This is a genomic window from Streptomyces sp. NPDC048196 (assembly GCF_040652715.1).
Lineage (GTDB): Bacteria > Actinomycetota > Actinomycetes > Streptomycetales > Streptomycetaceae > Streptomyces > Streptomyces siderophoricus.
In genome coordinates this window covers 217,816-232,890 of sequence record NZ_JBEZMM010000005.1, presented here as the reverse complement: position 1 = coordinate 232,890, position 15,075 = coordinate 217,816, and the positions used below count along the sequence as shown (strand labels likewise).

The window sequence follows — 15,075 nt, the reverse complement described above, 5'->3', positions numbered from 1 at the left end:
ACGTGCCGTCCGGGGGCGTACTGCTGGCGGGGTGTCAGCCCAGTTCGAGGACCCGGGCGTGCAGCACCTGGCGCTGCTGGAGCGCGGCGCGCACCGCGCGGTGCAGACCGTCCTCCAGATACAGGTCGCCCTCCCACTTCACGACGTGCGCGAAGAGGTCGCCGTAGAACGTCGAGTCCTCGGCGAGCAGCGTCTCCAGGTCGAGCTGCTGCTTGGTGGTCACCAACTGGTCGAGGCGTACCGGGCGCGGGGCGACATCCGCCCACTGGCGGGTGCTCTCCCGGCCGTGGTCGGGGTACGGCCGCCCATTTCCGATGCGCTTGAAGATCACACGGAAAGCCTACCGGGCGAGCGGCACCGGGCGCAGCCATCCCGCAGCGGTGGAAAGGTGATCTTTGCCGAAAACCGGGACCGAAACCGCCGATGACCTGCTCCGGCGCGAGATCTGCCGGGATGGCACCCGTCAGGAAGTCGCTGCGCGGATCTCCCCGCTCCGCCTCACCAGCGCAAGGCGGCCGCCAGGTTGGGCTGCCAGTACGTGACGCGGGCGGTGTGCGGATCGACCCGGGCCGGAGTGCGGTCGTCCAGGCCGACCTGGGTGGGGCCGGTGTGCGCGGCCAGCGCGACCCCGAACTGCGAGACCTTCCGGCCGCTGCCGCCCGTACCGGTGGTGATCAGGGCGTAGGCGGTGGCATTGGGGGCGAGGGTGGTGACGGAGCCCGGCCGGCTGCGCCCGATCACCGGCACGGCGGGCCGGCGGCCCTCGCCGAAGCTCAGCAGTGGATGGTGCGGCGCGGCGAAGTCGCAGGGCCGGTCCGCGTAGTTGGTGACCGTCAGCAGCATCCGACGGGCCCGGTGCGGCAGCGCGCCGGCGTGGAAGCGGAGCATCTCGGGCGTGCAGACGACCCGGCCGCCCGGGCCCCGCGGCGGGCCGCCGTTCGTCACGGTCGGCGAGGCGGGCGCCGGGGAGACGGCGGTGGCCGGGTCGTCGGACCGGTTGGCGGCGGCCCCGTGGCAGGCGGTGACCGGCGCGAGGACGGCGGTGACGGTCAGCGCCGCGGCGAGGGCCCGGCGGGCGGTGCTGAAGAGCGACGACGGCATGGGAGCTCCCGGACGATGGCGTGTACCTGACCTTCCGCGCCACCGCTGCTGATCGGCTAACGCGCGGCTAACGCCCAGGGGCGAGGGGCGAGGGGCGGGTGGAGGAGGGCCTGGACCTGACGAAAGTCGGGGGTCGCTCCTGCCGAACGGCGGCGGTGCCGGAGCCCCAACTCTTCCTAGCGTCGGCCGGAACGACGGCAACGACGGCAGCCACGGCAACGACGGCAGCCACGGCAACGGCCGAACGACGAAGGGAACAGTGGGATGCCACCGGTGACGACCCGGCTCCGAAGCGGCGCACGAGCGCGAGGAACGGGAGGAGGCTCCAACCCACGGCCCCCCGGCCGTTGGCTCTGGTGGGCGGGCACCGTCCTCCTGGCCCTCGCCGTGCACAGCAACTGGCATGTGGCGCTCGCCGCCTGGCTGTTCCCCGTCTTCCTGCTGCGCTACGCCCGGCTGCGGTCCGCCCGGCGCGGTCTGCTGCGCGTCGGATACGCGCTGGGACTCGGCCAGTTGGTGTGGCTGCTGTCGACGGGCCTGGTGTTCGTACCGTCCGCACTGGGCGCGTTCGCGGTGCTCGCCTTCCTCCAGACACTGGCGTTCGCCGCCGACCGGGTGGTCGCGGCGCGCACCGCCTCCGCGGCCGGCACCCTGGTCTTCCCGACGGTCCTGGTCTGCGGCGAGTACCTCTTCACCCGGCTCGTCGACTTCGGCGACTACGGCCTGCTCGGCTTCACCCAGCACGGCTTCCTGCCGCTGCTCCAACTCGCCTCCGTCACCGGCGCCTACGGCATCAGCTTCGTCGTCGCCTGGACCGCCTCGACGGCCCACTGGGCGTGGCAGCGCGGCACCCACCGGCGGGAGATCCGGCGCGGCGCACTGGTGTGGGCCGGGGTGCTCGCCGTCGTCCTGGGGGCCGGCGGCGTACGGCTCGTGTTCTTCCCGCCGACGACGAAGACCGTGCGGGTCGCCGGCATCAGCGCCGGCCGCACCGCGGAACGGGCCACCGAGCGGGCCCTGCGGGCCGGCGGTCTGCAGCTGTACCGGCCGCGGGGGCTGGTCCGGGCCGCTCCCGACCGGGTGCGTGCGGCGCTGGCACCGGTCGCCGACGACCTGGTGGCCGGCACCGAACGGGAGGCGCGGGCCGGCGCCCGGATCGTGGTCTGGCCGGAGACCCAGGCCGGGGCCCTGGCGGCCGACGAGCGGGGCCTGCTGGGCCGGGTGGCCGCGATCGCCCGGGCCCGCCACGTCTACGTCGACGCGGCCTACGCACTCTTCGTCCCGCAGGCCCCCTACGTACGGAACGTCGCCGCACTGGTCACCCCGGACGGCAAGGTGGCCTGGACGTACGACAAGACCCACCCCACCCCCATGGAGCGGATGCGGCCCGGCAAGGGGAACGTGCCGGTCGCCGCCTCGCCGTACGGGCGGCTGGCCAACGTGATCTGCTACGACGCCGACTTCCCCGCCCTGATGCGGCAGGCGGCCGACAAGGGGGCCGCCCTGGTCATGGTGCCGGCCAACGACTGGCCGGGCTTCGACGCGCTGCACGCCCAGCGGGCCGTCCTCCGCTCCGTCGAATACGGCTACGCCATGATCCGGCAGTCCGTGCACGGCGTCGCCACCGCCGTCGACCACCAGGGCCGCATCCGGTCCACGGCCGACTACTTCACCGCGGACCGGCAGACCCTCGTCGCCCAACTGCCCGTCCAGCCGCGCACCGAGACGGTCTACGGCGCGGCCGGCGATGTGTTCGCCCTGCTCTGCGCGGTCGGGACGGTGCTCGTGCTGGGGCTCGGAGTCGCCGGCGGACGCGCCGTACCGCTGCTCCGCGGCGGCTCGGTGCGCGGCGCCCGGGACGGCTCGCCGTCCGGCCCCGGCGAGGCGTTGGGCCCGGAGGCACCGCCCGGTGACGTACTGCCTGCGGAGGCGCCGGGTGACGCACCGTCCGGGGAGGCGCTGCCCGGGAACGTACGCCCGGGGGAGGGGTAGGTGGAGGGCCCGCCCGGGGACGGCCCGTCCGGCTGGCCGGTGGGCCGCCCGGGGAACGACGGCGACGGCGTCGGGCCCACCGGGCGCGGCGGCGTCGCGGGCGCCGGCCGGTCGGACGGGCCCGGGGTCGCGTCCGGAGCGGCCGCGAGATAGCCGAAGGCGACGGCCGCGGCCGCCACGGCCGCGGCCAACGGCAGACCGAAGCGGCGCAGCCAGGGGCGGAGCGGCCAGGGGTGGCGGGGCCAGGGGCGCGGCAGCCAGGAGGGACGCGGCGAGGATTGCCGCTGGCGGGAGGGGCGGGGCCGGAGCCACTTCGGGGTGGCCGGCCGCCGGGCGGGGTGCGACCGCGGCCCGGGCGGCGCGGCCGGCCGCAGGTCCCGGACGTCGATGCCCTCCGCACGCGCCGCGAAGGCCCGCCGCAACCGCTCCTCCACCGGCCGTACGTCCCCGGGCAGTTCCCTCTCCTGGTTCATGACCGCCCCTCCAAGATCTTCTCCAGGGAGTCCAGCGCCCGGCTGGCGATCGACTTCACCGCACCGCGGCTGATCCCCAGCGTGGCCGCGATCTGGGCCTCCGTCAGATCGCCCCAGTAGCGCAGCACCAGCACCTCCCGGCGACGGGCCGTCAGCCCGCTCAGCGCGGCGAACACCTCGCGGTGCTCCTCGTCCAGCACGATCCGCTCCTCGGCGGACGGCGCGTCCGCCTCGTGGGGCGGGGTGTAGTCACGCGCGGTACGCCGGCGCCGCAGCACCGAACGGGCGGCGTTGACGACCGCGGTACGCAGATAGGCCAGCGCGTTGTCCACGTCCGTGAGCCGCTCGCCGTGCCGCTTGTAGAGCGCGGTGAACGCGTCCTGGACGACGTCCTCGGCGGTCGCCCGGTCATCGACCAGCAGTACCGCCAGCCGCACCATGGCGAGCCGCTGCGCGTGGTAGAGCTCGCTGATGGTGGGCGGGGGATCGGACGGCGGGGGCGCCGGTGTGGGCGCGGGGGTGAGTGTGGGGGCGGGGGCGGCGTCATCGTGAGGGGAGCCGTCGTGGTGGGGCGTGCGGTGGTGGGGCGTGTCGTGGTGGGTCGTGCGGTGGTGGGTGGCGGTCGGCCGGGCGGTGTGCAGCAGCCCTCGCACGGGCCGCAGCAATGGCACGGGCAGCAGGGATCGCGCAGGCACCAGCCATTGCGCGGTCAGCAGCCACCGCCACCGCCACCGGGCATGCCGGCGCCCCGGCACGGCGAACCGGACCGGGGCGGGGCAGACGGCTGCGGAGTACTCCATGGACGTACGTACCGGGGCGGGCGGCGCGGACGGACTCAGCCGCGCCGGCGGCGGACCGCGTACACGGTGGTGCCGCCCGCGGCGAGCAGCGCGGCCGCGGCACCGCCGATCGCCGCGGTGGTCCCGGAAGAGGCGCCGGTGCGCGCGAGTTGCTTGCCTCCCTGGGCGGGCGCGGCCGACGGGACCGCGCTCGGCTCGGCGGTCGGCTTCGTGCCCGGCGGCACGCTGGGGCTGGGCGTCGCCGTGGGCGGCCGGTGCCCCGGCCGGGTGGGCGAGGCGGACGGCTCAGGGTGGGAGGAGGAAGGCGGCGCGGTCGGCTCCGGGCGGGCGGACGTGGGCGGTGCGGTCGGCGCGGTCGTTCCGTGGTGGCCGGGAGTGGTGGGCCGGGCACTCGGGACCGCGGACGCACCGGCGGCCGGCGACCGCTCGGCGGCGTACGCCGACCCGGCAGCCATCACCGGGCCGGCCAGCACCGGTACGACGGCCAGCGCGAGCACCGCGACGAGCCCGGCACGGGCACGGTCCCGGTGGGCGGGGGAGGAGGAGGGGGAGGCGGAAGGGGCGTGTCCCGTAGTGGGGAACGGGGCGTGTCCCGTAGTGGGGGACGGGGTGTGCTTCGGGGTCACGGTCGGCTGCTCCACGTTCATGCGTCGAAGGGCGGCGCCGATTGGCGCCCTCACCCCTCACGACGCCCGGCGGACCCTGGGGTTGCCGCACCCACCCGGATTTCTTCCGCGCACCGCTTTCCGCCCCGGCTCCCGTAACGCCTCACGCCCGCCCCGCCGGCCCCCCCGCCGCCGGCTGGCCGGCTTGCCAGCCGTCCTCAGATCGTCGAAGCGTCGATCACGAACCGGTACCGCACATCGCTCGCCAGCACCCGCTCGTACGCCTCGTTGATCTGCTCCGCGCCGATCACCTCGATGTCCGCGCCCAGCCCGTGCTCACCACAGAAGTCGAGCATCTCCTGGGTCTCCGGGATGCCGCCGATCATCGACCCCGCGAGCGACTTCCGCCCCGGGATCAGCGCGAACGCCGCGACCGGCAGCGAGCGCTCCGGGGCACCGACCTGCACCAGCGTGCCGTCGGTGCGCAGCAGCCCGAGGTACGCGTTCAGGTCCAGGTTCGCCGAGACGGTGTTGACGATCAGGTCGAAGGTGCCCGCGAGCTGCTCGAACGTGGCCGGGTCGGAGGTCGCGTAGTAGTGGTCCGCGCCCAGCCGCAGGCCGTCGTCCTTCTTGCGCAGCGACTGGCTCAGCACGGTGACCTCCGCGCCCATCGCGTGCGCGATCTTCACGCCCATGTGCCCGAGACCGCCCAGACCGACCACGGCCACCTTCTTGCCGGGACCGGCCTTCCAGTGGGCGAGCGGGGAGTAGAGCGTGATGCCGGCGCAGAGCAGCGGGGCCGCGGCATCCAGCGGGAGGGCGTCGGGGATGCGCAGCGCGTAGTTCTCGTCCACCACCAGGTGCGTCGAGTAACCGCCGTACGTGGGCTCGCCGTCCCGGCCGGTCGCGTTGTACGTGCCGACGTTGCCGAGCTCGCCGGTGCAGTACTGCTGCAGGCCCGCCCGGCAGTTGTCGCACTCGCGGCAGGAGTCGACGAAACAGCCGACACCGACCCGGTCACCGGTCCGGTAACGGGTGACCTCGGCGCCGACCTCGGCCACCACACCGGCTATCTCATGGCCGGGAACGATCGGGAAGGTCCCGCCGTCGCCCCACTCGGCGCGCACGGTGTGGATGTCGGAATGGCAGATGCCGGCGTACTTGATCTCGATCAGGATGTCGTGGGCCCCCAGCTCGCGGCGCGGAATCGTGATCCGCTCCAGCGGTGCTTTCGGGGCGGGGGCGGCGTACGCGGAGACAGAGGTGTGGGTCATGCCACCGAGAATGCGTGGTTCCGCTTTCCGTAACCAGTGCACCGTTCAACATATGCACAGCAGGCCTAGTACTGGCGGAACCACCTTCGGGCGACGGGCCCACGACGCTACGGCCCGGACGGGCGCGGGCATGCGAGGGCCGTGGGCACCGGCATGTGCATGGTCGCGGGCACCGTCGTGGGCACGGTCGTCGGCATGGTCGTGGGCATGCCGTCAGGAGAAGACGACCGACCGGACCTTCAGACGCTCGGAGGCATGGCCGCCGTTCGGCCGAAGATTGAAGTAGTCGCCCGTGCAGTCGGCGCCGGCGAAGACCGTCGCCGTGGAGGCGGTGTAGTTCCTGGGCGTGTGCGCGGGCGGAACGGCCGGGTCGGCGACCTCCGGCAGCGTGATGCACTCCAAGCTGGGCGGATCGGCCAGCAGCCCCATGCGCGGACCGGTCCCGTCGTCGTAGACGTAGCTGAACGGGCCGGTGGCCGCCCCGGCCGAGGACGCCGGCAACGCCACGGCAAGCGCGAGTGCCCCGAGCACGGTGGCGACCGCGGTGACGGAACGACGCAAAGGCGCGGCCCGACCCACGGCTCCGCGCCCCGGCTCACGCACGGGCTCCTCACCGGGCTCACGCACGGCCGCCCCATCGCCGGGCTCACGTACGGGCCCATTACCGGGCCCAGGCACGGGCCCATAACCGGGCTCACGTGCGGGCACGCCCCCGGACAGGGCTACGGAGGGGCTGTGGGACCCGCTCTGGGGTCTTCTCTGGGGCGCGCTCTGGGACCCGCTCCGGGACGCCCTCTGGGACGCGTTCTCGGACAGACGCATGGGCAGCTTCCTTTCCTGCTTCTCCCGCGGGGGCTCGGCGCCCCGCGCGAAAAGCGAGCTGCCCATGCGCATGCCCGACGATGTGCCCGTCACACGAAGGAGTACTGCCGAATCGATCCGGCGGGCATCGTCGGGAGGCCATTCGCCGGCGGCTACACCCGCTCGACCTGCTCCACGGTGATCGCGGCCGCCGGGCAGATCGCCGCGGCCTCCCGCACCGCGTCATGCAGCTCGGCCGGCGGCGCAGCATCGAGCAGGACAACGATGCCGTCCTCCTCCCGCTGGTCGAACACCTCGGGCGCGGACAGCACACAGCTCCCGGCCCCACAGCACTTCTCCTGGTCGATCTGGACGCGCATGACTCTCTCCTCAGTGATGGCGAAAACGGTGGGGCCCGCACCTGGTACCGGCGGGGCCGAGGGCGGGGGCCCGCTGAGCGGGGGCCGAAGGCCCCAGGCGTCTGGGCCCCGGCCGACTGGGCCGTGGTCTCTAGGCGTGGTCCTAAGCTGTGGTCTCTAGGCCGTGGTCCCTGAGCTGTGGTCCCCAGGCCGTCGTCCGGGTCACCACGCGACCGGCAGCGCGTACACCCCGTAAACCCCCATGTCATGCCGGAAACGGATCTCCTCGAAGGGAACGTCGAGCCGCAGGTCCGGCAGCCGGCGGAGCAGCGTCTCCAGGGCGATCTGCAGCTCCACCCTGGCCAGCGGCTGCCCCAGGCACTGGTGGACGCCGAAGCCGAACGCGACATGACGGCGCGCGTCCCGGCCCACGTCGAGGACATCGCCGTCGGGAAAGACCTCGTCGTCGCGGTTGGCGCTGTTGAGCGTGCACAGCACCCCCTCGCCGGCACGGATGGTGACACCACCAAGGGTGACGTCCTCGGTGGCGAGCCGCGGCAGACCGTTGTGCACGATCGTCAGATAGCGCAGCAGCTCCTCCACGGCACCCTTGATCAGCGACGGATCGTTGCGCAGCCGGTCCAATTGGCCGGGGTTACGGAGCAGCGCGAGCGTGGAGAGGGCCGTCATATTGGCGGTCGTCTCATGCCCGGCGACCAGCAACAGCCGCCCCATCGACGCGATCTCGTGGTCATCGAGCTCGCCCCGGGCGACCAGCCGGCTGACGATGGCGTCGTCCGGCCGCTCACGCTTGGACCGGGCGAGCCGGACCAGATACTCGTGCAGTTCCTGCTGCGCGGTACGGATGTCCTCCGGCTCGGACCGGAGGCTGAGCAGAATGCCGCTGCGCCGCTGGAAGAACTCATGGTCCTCGTACGGCACACCGAGCAACAGACAAATCACCAACGAGGGCAGCGGCAACGCGAATTCGGCCACCAGATCCGCCGCACTCCGCCCGTCGGTCATCCGGTCGAGCAACTCGTCGGCGATGCGCTGCACCTCCGGACGCATCGCCTCCACCTTCTTGACCATGAAGTCGGCGGTGAGCATCCGGCGCAGCCGGGCGTGCTCGGGGTCGTCCTTGCGGATGAAGGTGGGGTTGTTGGCGACGATTTCCCGCCCACCGGCCGTGAGGAACGGAAACCCGGGCCGGGTCGCATCCGCACTGAACCTGGGGTCCCCGAGCACCGCTCGCACGTCCTGATGCCGCGTCACCAGCCAACACGACGACCCGTCCCACAGCGTCGCCCGCACCACCGGCTGCTCCCGCCGCACCCGCTCCACCCCCGCCGGCGGATCAAACGGACACCCGCTCTCCCGCCCCACCGGCACCATCAGCCCACTCTCATGGGCGAGAGGGGCGCTGCCGGGGTCGCTGAGGGCGTGGGCGGTTCCGGTTCCTGCGGTGCCGACGGCATCAACGCTGTCGGCGCCATCCTTCACGTCGATGGGCTCTACGGTCGTCATTCGGCTGGTCCTTCCACGATCGGGACACGGCTCTGCCGTGGCCAACGGTGCGGGGTGGCGCCACTCCTCGACGGGATGTTGCAAGCGCACGACACGACGTCACGGCGTCCGAATTCCGGTCCGACGCGCGCACAACTACTTACCTAAGTTAAGCAACTAACCGTTCACACGTTAACTCAGCGCCGGCAAGCGACGGAAGGAAAGATCCGAGCCTCCCCAAGGTTGGCTCAAAACCGAGGCCCCACCCGCCTCCCAGACCCCGCCCCGCGCGGCAGGCCCCGGTGAGGGAACCGGCACGGAGGGGATGCGGGCACCGCTCCGGCTGCGGTGCGAGAACCGTTCCGGCGCGGGTGGGGGAACCGTTTCGGCGCGGGTGCGGGAAGCGCTCCGGCTCGGGTACGGGAACCAGCGTGCAAACAGGTACTGAGCAGCGCTGATCCTGGTATGCGCTGGGGGTTCCGGAATCCCAACGGCCGCTAAAGTGCCTGCATGCCGGACCCCGGAAGAGACCAGGACCCCACCGCCGCGCTGCAAAGGGTGCTGGCCACGCTGTCCTATCTGCTCACCCGCTCACGGGCTCACGAGCGCCAGGCGACTCAGGCGGGCGTGACGGCGGCCCGCTCCGACCTCTGGTTGTTGATGGCCCTGGAGGACAGCGGCGGCATCTGCCGGGTGGGCGATCTCGCCGAGCTGCTGATGGTCGAGCCGCCCCATGTCACCCGGCAGATCGGTCAGTTGGAGGCGCAGGACCTGGTCGAACGTACCCAGGACTCGCTGGACCGGCGCGCCCGGAAGGTGGCCATCACTCCGCACGGCAAGGCCGTCCTCCAGCGCCTGCAGCAGACCAGTCAGGCCGGCCTGCGCGATGCACTCGCCGACTTCGACGACGCGGACATCGCCGCCACCGTCGCCGTCCTCAACCACCTGGTCGGCTACGCCCGGCACAAGCACGCCGAGCACGCTGAGGAGGAACGCCAGCGGCGCCGAGGAGCTTGAGGCCGTTCCCTGAGCCCCGGGCCCTGGTGAGTTCGGGCCCGGGGCTGGTCCCGGGGTTGGTCTCGGGGTGGGTCCCGAGACGGCGGCTATTCGATTTCCACGCGGCCGGACGGCGTGGGGTTCGAGGGGGAGTTGGAGGTGGAGGGGGAGGAGGGGGACTTGGTGGGGGATTGGTTGTCGGGGGTACCGAGGTTGCGGCGGACCGAGTCGAGGATGGTCAGGCCCTGGCCGACGAGGCCGGCGGCGATTTCGCCGAGGCCGTCGGTGCCGTTGAGGACGTTGACATTGGCGTTGGACAGGCCCGCGGAGGCTTCCTTGACGATCTGGGGAAGCTGGTCGATGAGCATCCGGTCCAGGGCCACGCGGTCGTACGAGGCGGCGGCCTCGGCCTGGATCTTCATCCGCTCGGCCTCGGCCGTGGCCAGCAGCTTGATGCGTTCCGCCTCGGCCTCGGCGGGCTTGACGACCTCGGCGACCAGTTCCTGCTGGCGCAGCTGGGCGCGGCGTCCGGCGAGCTCGGTCTGGGCGGCGAGGACCTCTTGCTGCGCGTGGGCCTGGGCGAGCGGACCGGCCTGGGCGGCACGGGCCTGGGCGCGGTCCACCTCGGCGGAGTACTCGGCCTGGACGACCGCGGTCTGCCGGTTGTACTCGGCCTGATTACGGGCGGCCTCCTGCTGCGCCTCGACCGCAGCCTGGGTGGCCTGGGCCTGGGCGATCTGGGCCTGGCGCTGGATGGCGGCCTTGTGCGGGGCGGACATCGCCTCGATGTAGCCGGTGTCGCCGTCGTCGATCGACTGGATCTGCAGCGAGTCCACGATCAGGCCGATCTTGGCCATCTCGGTCTTGGACGTCTCCAGCACCTCGGTGGCCAGCTTCTGGCGCTCGGTGACGATCTCCTCGACCGTCATCGAACCGATGATGGAGCGCAGGTGGCCGGCGAAGATCCGGCCGGTCAGGACCGACATCTGGTCCTGGTCGGACAGGAACCGCTGGCCGGCGTTGACCACGCTCTCGGTGTCGTTGCCCACCTTGAACGCGATCACGGCACGGACGGTGAGCGAGATGCCCTGCCGGGTCACACAGGTCTCGGCGACCTCTGCCTCGCACATCGCCAGGGTCAGGAAGCGCACCTTGCGGAACACCGGCAGCACGAACTTTCCGTGACCGGTCACCACCCGGAATGGCGCGCCGCCCTGTCCACGCCTGCCGCCCGAGATCAGCATGGCTTGATCTGGGGCGGGAACGCGGTAACCGAACATTTCGTCTCCTCAGCCGGCGTTGCCGGCGTCGCCGGTCAACGCGTCCAACGGATCGGTCCACTCCATGACGTCGACCTGGCGATTGCCACGGGACTCGATCACGAGCACGGTTGCCCCTACTGGAAGGGGCTCGGCGGACCAGGCGAGAAAGGCCTCGGAGCCACCCCTGACCCGCACCAGAACCTCACCGGGACCGGCAGCCCCACGAGTGCCGATCAGGAGCACTCCCGTGCAGCCGATCACCGCGTCGTCCTGCACCATCGGCGGCTGCCCTCCCCCGTTACGTTCCTGGAAATCCGACATTAGCGCCCTCGAACGCGGGGGGCCTATGGGGGGATGCCGGTGAGTTGGAACGTCGGCTCCGAGGGCCTTTCGGATCTTCCCCATCGGCGTCGGCAGGGGGCAGGGGCAGGGGGCCGGACGGCGGCAGGTCGGAAGGGTGGCAGGGCGGCAGGGCGGCAGAGTGATGGGGAGGGGATGGAGGGCTGACGGGGGTGGACGGCGCTGACGGGGGGGGGACGGCGCTGGGGCTTTCGGCCGGGGGTGCCCCTCAGTGTGGGTGCTCGGGGGTCGGAGGCGGGGGCGAGGCTGAGGATGTCGGAGGGCTTGGCGCGGGCGGTCGAGGTCCTCGACGGTCACCCCTTGGCCGCCCCCGTCCGTGACTCAGGATTCCAGTGGGATTCCAAAGTGCGGGATGGGCCGGTCGCCAGTGCCGGGTGGGCTGGTCGCCAGTGCCGGACGGCCGGTCGTCGTGTTTCCCGTCGAGGCCTGGGGAAGCTCGTGACGGCGGTGAAGACCGGGGCTGCGGTCAAGGCTGGGGCTGCGGTCAAGACCGGGGCTTGAGGGCCGTTGCCTTGAAGAAGGTGTAGTGGAAGGTGCCGTTGGGGTCGGTGGTGCGGTGGAGGTCGGTGATTCCGCGGTTCCAGGCGGCCGTGGTGGTGAGCCCGGCCGACAGCGCCTCATCGCGTACAGATTCGATCATGGCGATGAAGGTCTTGCGGGTGAAGCCGTCCACCAGGGCTGGGCGGGTGGCGTCGGCGTAGACCGTGCGGGGGCGCACCGTGATCGCGGCGAACTGGGCTTGTGCGAGCAGGGGGTGCAGTTCGCGGCCGATGAGGGCGTTGCCGCCGGCCGCGGACTGGAGGCGTACCTGGTGGTCGATCACGGCCTGTGCGTGGCGGCTGGCCGGGTGGAAGAGCGCCGAGCCGTGGTCGCCCTCGATGACGGTGAGGGTGCCGCCGGGGCGTAGGACGCGGCGCAGTTCGGCCAGCGCCTGTGCCGGGTCCTGGAGGTGTTCCAGGACGAAGCAGGTGAAGGCGTGGTCGAAGGAGGCGTCGGAGTAGGGGAGTTGGCGCAGGTCGGCGTGGTGCCAGGTGACGGGGGCGGCGGGGGCCTGAGCCGCCATGTGGGCGCGGGCCTGGGCGAGTGACTCCTCCGAGCGGTCGACGGCGACGATCTGCGCGCCGGGGCTGCTGCGTACGAGGTGAACGGTCTGCGCGCCCACCCCGCAGCCGGCCTCCAGTACGCGGCTGCCGGGCTCGTAGGCCGTACCGGCGTGCAGCAGTGCGGCCAGGGTCTCGGCCTGGTCACCGAGGCGGCGGGCCTCCCGGGGCGAATAGCCGTGGACATAGGGGGAGTTGGTGGAGCGGGCGTGGTTCTTGGTGGGCATGGGGACAGCGTGGCGCGGACAATGGATCGGTGAACAGGTCCAAAGGCGGGGCGGCTGAGGGGTCCATAAAGGCGGCGGGGACCTCTGACTTTCTTCAACTGGACATCCGGGAGGCAGCGGCCGGGGGACGGGCCGACTGGCTGGCGCGGCGACTGCGGGAGGCCATCGCAGACGGCCGGCTGCCGGTCGGGAGCAGATTGCCGGCGACCCGGGTGCTCGCCGCTGACCTGGGGGTTTCGCGGGGTGTGGTGACCGAGGCCTACCGACGGCTGGGGGAGGACGGGCAGCTCGCGGGGCGGGGGAGGGGCGGGACGGTGGTCGTGGCGGCGCCGGCGGTCATGGCGGAGCCGGCGGTCATGGCGGAGCCGGCGGTCATGGCGGCGCCGGTGACCGCGGCTGGGGTGTTCGGTTTTTCGGGTGAGCCGGTGACCGGGTCTGGAGTGGTCGGTTCTCCGGGGGTGTCCGGGACCGCGCCTATGGGTGTTCCTTCGGGCGGCTCGATGAACATCCCTGCGGATTGCCCTTCAGACAGCCGGGTGGCCAACCGCAACCGCCAACGGGGGGTGGCCGGTCCTTCGGTCGGCCCGCTGGCCACTTCTTCGGCCGACCCGATGGCTGCCCCAGTGGTCGACGCAATGGTCGATGCCGTGGCCGGACCAGTGGCCGATCTGGTGGGGGAGGCGGCGGGCGAGGCGGCGGGCGAGGCGGGCCCGCCGGAGCCGTTCGCTTCCCGGGCCGGGGCGGGCATCGGGGCAGGGATGAGGTCGGGCGGAGGGTCGGCGGGCGCGGGGATCGGGCCGGGCGCCGGGGCGTCGGGCGCGGGGCCGGGTGTTGTGGGGCTGGGCGCCGGAGCGGATAGGGGGCCCGACGCGGATATCGGGCCCGACGTTTTCGATGTGCTGCGGGCGGCGCCGGCGCGGATCGATCTGTCGCCGGGCGTACCGGATCTCGCTGCGTTTCCGCGGGCGGCCTGGCTGCGGGCCGAGCGGGAGGTGCTCGCCGGGTTGCCGGCCGCCGGGTTCGGCTACGGGGATCCGCGGGGTGCGCCCGCGCTGCGGCGGGCGGTCGCCGGCTGGCTGGCGCGTTATCGGGGGATCGCGGTGGATCCGGAGGAGGTGATCATCACCGCCGGTACGGCGCAGGCGCTCGGGCTGGTCGCGCAGGTGCTGCGGGGCGCGGGGATCCGCGAGATCGCGGTGGAGGAGCCGGGGTCGCTGGGGGCGCGGCAGCATCTGCGGTACTGGGGCGTGGCGACGCCGCCGGTGGGGGTGGACGACGAGGGGGTGCGGGTCGAGGAACTGCGGGCGAGCGGGGCGCGGGCGGTACTGCTCACGCCGGCGCACCAGTTCCCCACCGGCGTGGTGCTGGGCGGCGCGCGGCGGCGGGAGCTGATGCGCTGGGCGGCGGAGGACGGCGGGCTGATCATCGAGGACGACTACGACGCCGAGCACCGCTACGACCGCCCGCCGGTGGCCGCGTTGCGCTCGCTCCTCCCCGAGCAGGTCTGTTACGCGGGCAGCGTTTCCAAGCTGCTCGCGCCCGCGCTGCGGGTGGGCTGGCTGCTGGCACCGCCGGCGTACCGGGAGGCACTGGTCGACGCCCGGCGGTTCGCGGACCTCGGCAACGCCGTGCTGCCGCAGTTGGTACTGGCGCGGCTGATGGAGACGGGTGAACTGGAGCGCCGGCTGCGGTGGATGCGGCGGCGCCACCGTCAGCGCCGGGACGCCATGATCGCCGTGGTCCGACGCCACCTGCCCGGCGCGACCGTGCACGGCGCGGCGGCGGGGCTCCACCTGACGCTCACGTTCGGGGACGCGGCCGACGTGACCGAGGCGGCCGACTTGACCGATGTGGACGACGTGACCGACGCGGCCGGCTTGGTCGACGTGGCCGGCTTGGCTGGGGCCGCTGACTCGGCTGGTGTGACCGACGTGGGGTGGGCGGCGGCTGCGCTTGAACGGGGCGTCAAGGTGCAGCCGTTGGCCTGGCACCGGCAGCGGGCGGGTGCGCCGGGCCTGGTGCTCGGCTATGCGGCGCGTACGGCGGGGGAGATCGCGGAGGGGGTGGCTGTGCTGGGGGAGGTGGTGGCTCACGCCGCCGGTGGCCCACGCCCCACCCGGGCAGGGCCGCCCGGGTGGGGCGGGAACGGTGGTCCGGGGCGGCGCAGGGAGCGCGGGGCGGACGCGTAGCAGGGCGAACGCCATGACCGGGAGGGCGGA

15 protein-coding genes and 1 pseudogene are annotated in these 15,075 nt (G+C 72.9%); 4 read left to right on the top strand and 12 right to left on the bottom strand.

The genetic code is table 11. The features are described 5' to 3' along the window. Positions 1 to 34: 34 nt before the first annotated feature. Both AB0E02_RS09165 and AB0E02_RS09160 read right to left on the bottom strand, forming a co-directional pair. The gene (locus AB0E02_RS09165) at positions 35 to 331 is read right to left on the bottom strand and encodes a type II toxin-antitoxin system VapB family antitoxin (protein ID WP_030084955.1); all 297 of its coding nucleotides are present in this window, start codon (positions 329 to 331) and stop codon (positions 35 to 37) included. Between the two features lie 167 nt (positions 332 to 498). Beyond that, positions 499 to 1,101: a DUF4232 domain-containing protein gene (locus AB0E02_RS09160; protein WP_362137345.1), complete on the bottom strand. Its 603-nt coding sequence runs from the start codon at positions 1,099 to 1,101 to the stop codon at positions 499 to 501. Between the two features lie 375 nt (positions 1,102 to 1,476). On the opposite strand from AB0E02_RS09160, the gene AB0E02_RS09155 reads away from it, so the two are divergent. Beyond that, positions 1,477 to 3,093, top strand: a complete 1,617-nt coding sequence (locus AB0E02_RS09155) for a nitrilase-related carbon-nitrogen hydrolase (protein WP_362137395.1) — start codon at positions 1,477 to 1,479, stop codon at positions 3,091 to 3,093. Between the two features lie 469 nt (positions 3,094 to 3,562). Here the strand turns inward: AB0E02_RS09155 and AB0E02_RS09150 are convergent, their stop codons facing one another. The 6 genes from AB0E02_RS09150 to AB0E02_RS09125 all read right to left on the bottom strand — a co-directional run bounded on the left by AB0E02_RS09150 (position 3,563) and on the right by AB0E02_RS09125 (position 8,800). Beyond that, entirely contained in the window at positions 3,563 to 4,366 is an 804-nt protein-coding gene (locus tag AB0E02_RS09150; protein WP_362137344.1) for a SigE family RNA polymerase sigma factor, read from the bottom strand. Between the two features lie 35 nt (positions 4,367 to 4,401). Beyond that, entirely contained in the window at positions 4,402 to 5,013 is a 612-nt protein-coding gene (locus AB0E02_RS09145) for an LPXTG cell wall anchor domain-containing protein (RefSeq protein ID WP_362137343.1), read from the bottom strand. A 176-nt stretch (positions 5,014 to 5,189) separates the two neighbouring features. Continuing rightward, on the bottom strand, positions 5,190 to 6,245 hold the full coding sequence (locus AB0E02_RS09140; protein ID WP_362137342.1) for an NAD(P)-dependent alcohol dehydrogenase: 1,056 nt from the start codon (positions 6,243 to 6,245) through the stop codon (positions 5,190 to 5,192). A gap of 213 nt (positions 6,246 to 6,458) precedes the next feature. Continuing rightward, positions 6,459 to 6,806 carry a hypothetical protein gene (locus AB0E02_RS09135; protein ID WP_362137341.1) on the bottom strand — a complete coding sequence of 116 codons (348 nt, stop codon included), beginning with the start codon at positions 6,804 to 6,806 and terminating at the stop codon, positions 6,459 to 6,461. 413 nt (positions 6,807 to 7,219) lie between these two features. After that, complete coding sequence (locus tag AB0E02_RS09130; RefSeq protein ID WP_362137340.1) at positions 7,220 to 7,426, bottom strand: ferredoxin; 207 nt, start codon at positions 7,424 to 7,426, stop codon at positions 7,220 to 7,222. Positions 7,427 to 7,627: 201 nt separating this feature from the next. Further along, positions 7,628 to 8,800 (bottom strand): cytochrome P450, encoded by a 1,173-nt coding sequence (locus tag AB0E02_RS09125; RefSeq protein ID WP_362137394.1) that lies wholly within the window; start codon positions 8,798 to 8,800, stop codon positions 7,628 to 7,630. A 621-nt stretch (positions 8,801 to 9,421) separates the two neighbouring features. Here AB0E02_RS09125 and AB0E02_RS09120 point away from each other — a divergent pair. Further along, complete coding sequence (locus tag AB0E02_RS09120) at positions 9,422 to 9,928, top strand: MarR family transcriptional regulator (protein WP_362137339.1); 507 nt, start codon at positions 9,422 to 9,424, stop codon at positions 9,926 to 9,928. 86 nt (positions 9,929 to 10,014) lie between these two features. On the opposite strand, the gene AB0E02_RS09115 is transcribed toward AB0E02_RS09120, so the two are convergent. The 3 genes from AB0E02_RS09115 to AB0E02_RS09105 form a co-directional block, all read right to left on the bottom strand. Beyond that, positions 10,015 to 11,187 (bottom strand): SPFH domain-containing protein, encoded by a 1,173-nt coding sequence (locus AB0E02_RS09115; RefSeq protein WP_362137338.1) that lies wholly within the window; start codon positions 11,185 to 11,187, stop codon positions 10,015 to 10,017. Positions 11,188 to 11,196: 9 nt separating this feature from the next. Next, positions 11,197 to 11,448: a hypothetical protein gene (locus tag AB0E02_RS09110; RefSeq protein WP_030417332.1), complete on the bottom strand. Its 252-nt coding sequence runs from the start codon at positions 11,446 to 11,448 to the stop codon at positions 11,197 to 11,199. A gap of 565 nt (positions 11,449 to 12,013) precedes the next feature. Further along, entirely contained in the window at positions 12,014 to 12,856 is an 843-nt protein-coding gene (locus tag AB0E02_RS09105) for a methyltransferase domain-containing protein (RefSeq protein ID WP_362137337.1), read from the bottom strand. Positions 12,857 to 12,885: 29 nt separating this feature from the next. On the opposite strand from AB0E02_RS09105, the pseudogene AB0E02_RS09100 reads away from it, so the two are divergent. Further along, a pseudogene (locus AB0E02_RS09100) lies at positions 12,886 to 13,188 on the top strand (winged helix-turn-helix domain-containing protein); the annotation flags it as partial. Here AB0E02_RS09100 and AB0E02_RS09095 read toward each other — a convergent pair. Next, positions 13,116 to 13,364 carry a hypothetical protein gene (locus AB0E02_RS09095; RefSeq protein WP_362137400.1) on the bottom strand — a complete coding sequence of 83 codons (249 nt, stop codon included), beginning with the start codon at positions 13,362 to 13,364 and terminating at the stop codon, positions 13,116 to 13,118. The pseudogene AB0E02_RS09100 and the gene AB0E02_RS09095 overlap by 73 nt on opposite strands. Before the next feature lie 139 nt (positions 13,365 to 13,503). On the opposite strand from AB0E02_RS09095, the gene AB0E02_RS09090 reads away from it, so the two are divergent. Then, positions 13,504 to 15,045: a PLP-dependent aminotransferase family protein gene (locus AB0E02_RS09090; RefSeq protein WP_362137393.1), complete on the top strand. Its 1,542-nt coding sequence runs from the start codon at positions 13,504 to 13,506 to the stop codon at positions 15,043 to 15,045. Positions 15,046 to 15,075 lie beyond the last annotated feature (30 nt).

Bases quoted from the DNA above. Each gene is read 5' to 3' on its own strand.
- AB0E02_RS09160 (WP_362137345.1), bottom strand. From the start codon at position 1,101: ATGCCGTCGTCGCTCTTCAGCACCGCCCGCCGGGCCCTCGCCGCGGCG.
- AB0E02_RS09150 (WP_362137344.1), bottom strand. From the start codon at position 4,366: ATGGAGTACTCCGCAGCCGTCTGCCCCGCCCCGGTCCGGTTCGCCGTG.
- AB0E02_RS09145 (WP_362137343.1), bottom strand. From the start codon at position 5,013: ATGAACGTGGAGCAGCCGACCGTGACCCCGAAGCACACCCCGTCCCCC.
- AB0E02_RS09140 (WP_362137342.1), bottom strand. From the start codon at position 6,245: ATGACCCACACCTCTGTCTCCGCGTACGCCGCCCCCGCCCCGAAAGCA.
- AB0E02_RS09130 (WP_362137340.1), bottom strand. From the start codon at position 7,426: ATGCGCGTCCAGATCGACCAGGAGAAGTGCTGTGGGGCCGGGAGCTGT.
- AB0E02_RS09125 (WP_362137394.1), bottom strand. From the start codon at position 8,800: ATGGTGCCGGTGGGGCGGGAGAGCGGGTGTCCGTTTGATCCGCCGGCG.
- AB0E02_RS09120 (WP_362137339.1), top strand. From the start codon at position 9,422: ATGCCGGACCCCGGAAGAGACCAGGACCCCACCGCCGCGCTGCAAAGG.
- AB0E02_RS09115 (WP_362137338.1), bottom strand. From the start codon at position 11,187: ATGTTCGGTTACCGCGTTCCCGCCCCAGATCAAGCCATGCTGATCTCG.
- AB0E02_RS09110 (WP_030417332.1), bottom strand. From the start codon at position 11,448: ATGGTGCAGGACGACGCGGTGATCGGCTGCACGGGAGTGCTCCTGATC.
- AB0E02_RS09105 (WP_362137337.1), bottom strand. From the start codon at position 12,856: ATGCCCACCAAGAACCACGCCCGCTCCACCAACTCCCCCTATGTCCAC.
- AB0E02_RS09095 (WP_362137400.1), bottom strand. From the start codon at position 13,364: ATGTTCATCGAGCCGCCCGAAGGAACACCCATAGGCGCGGTCCCGGAC.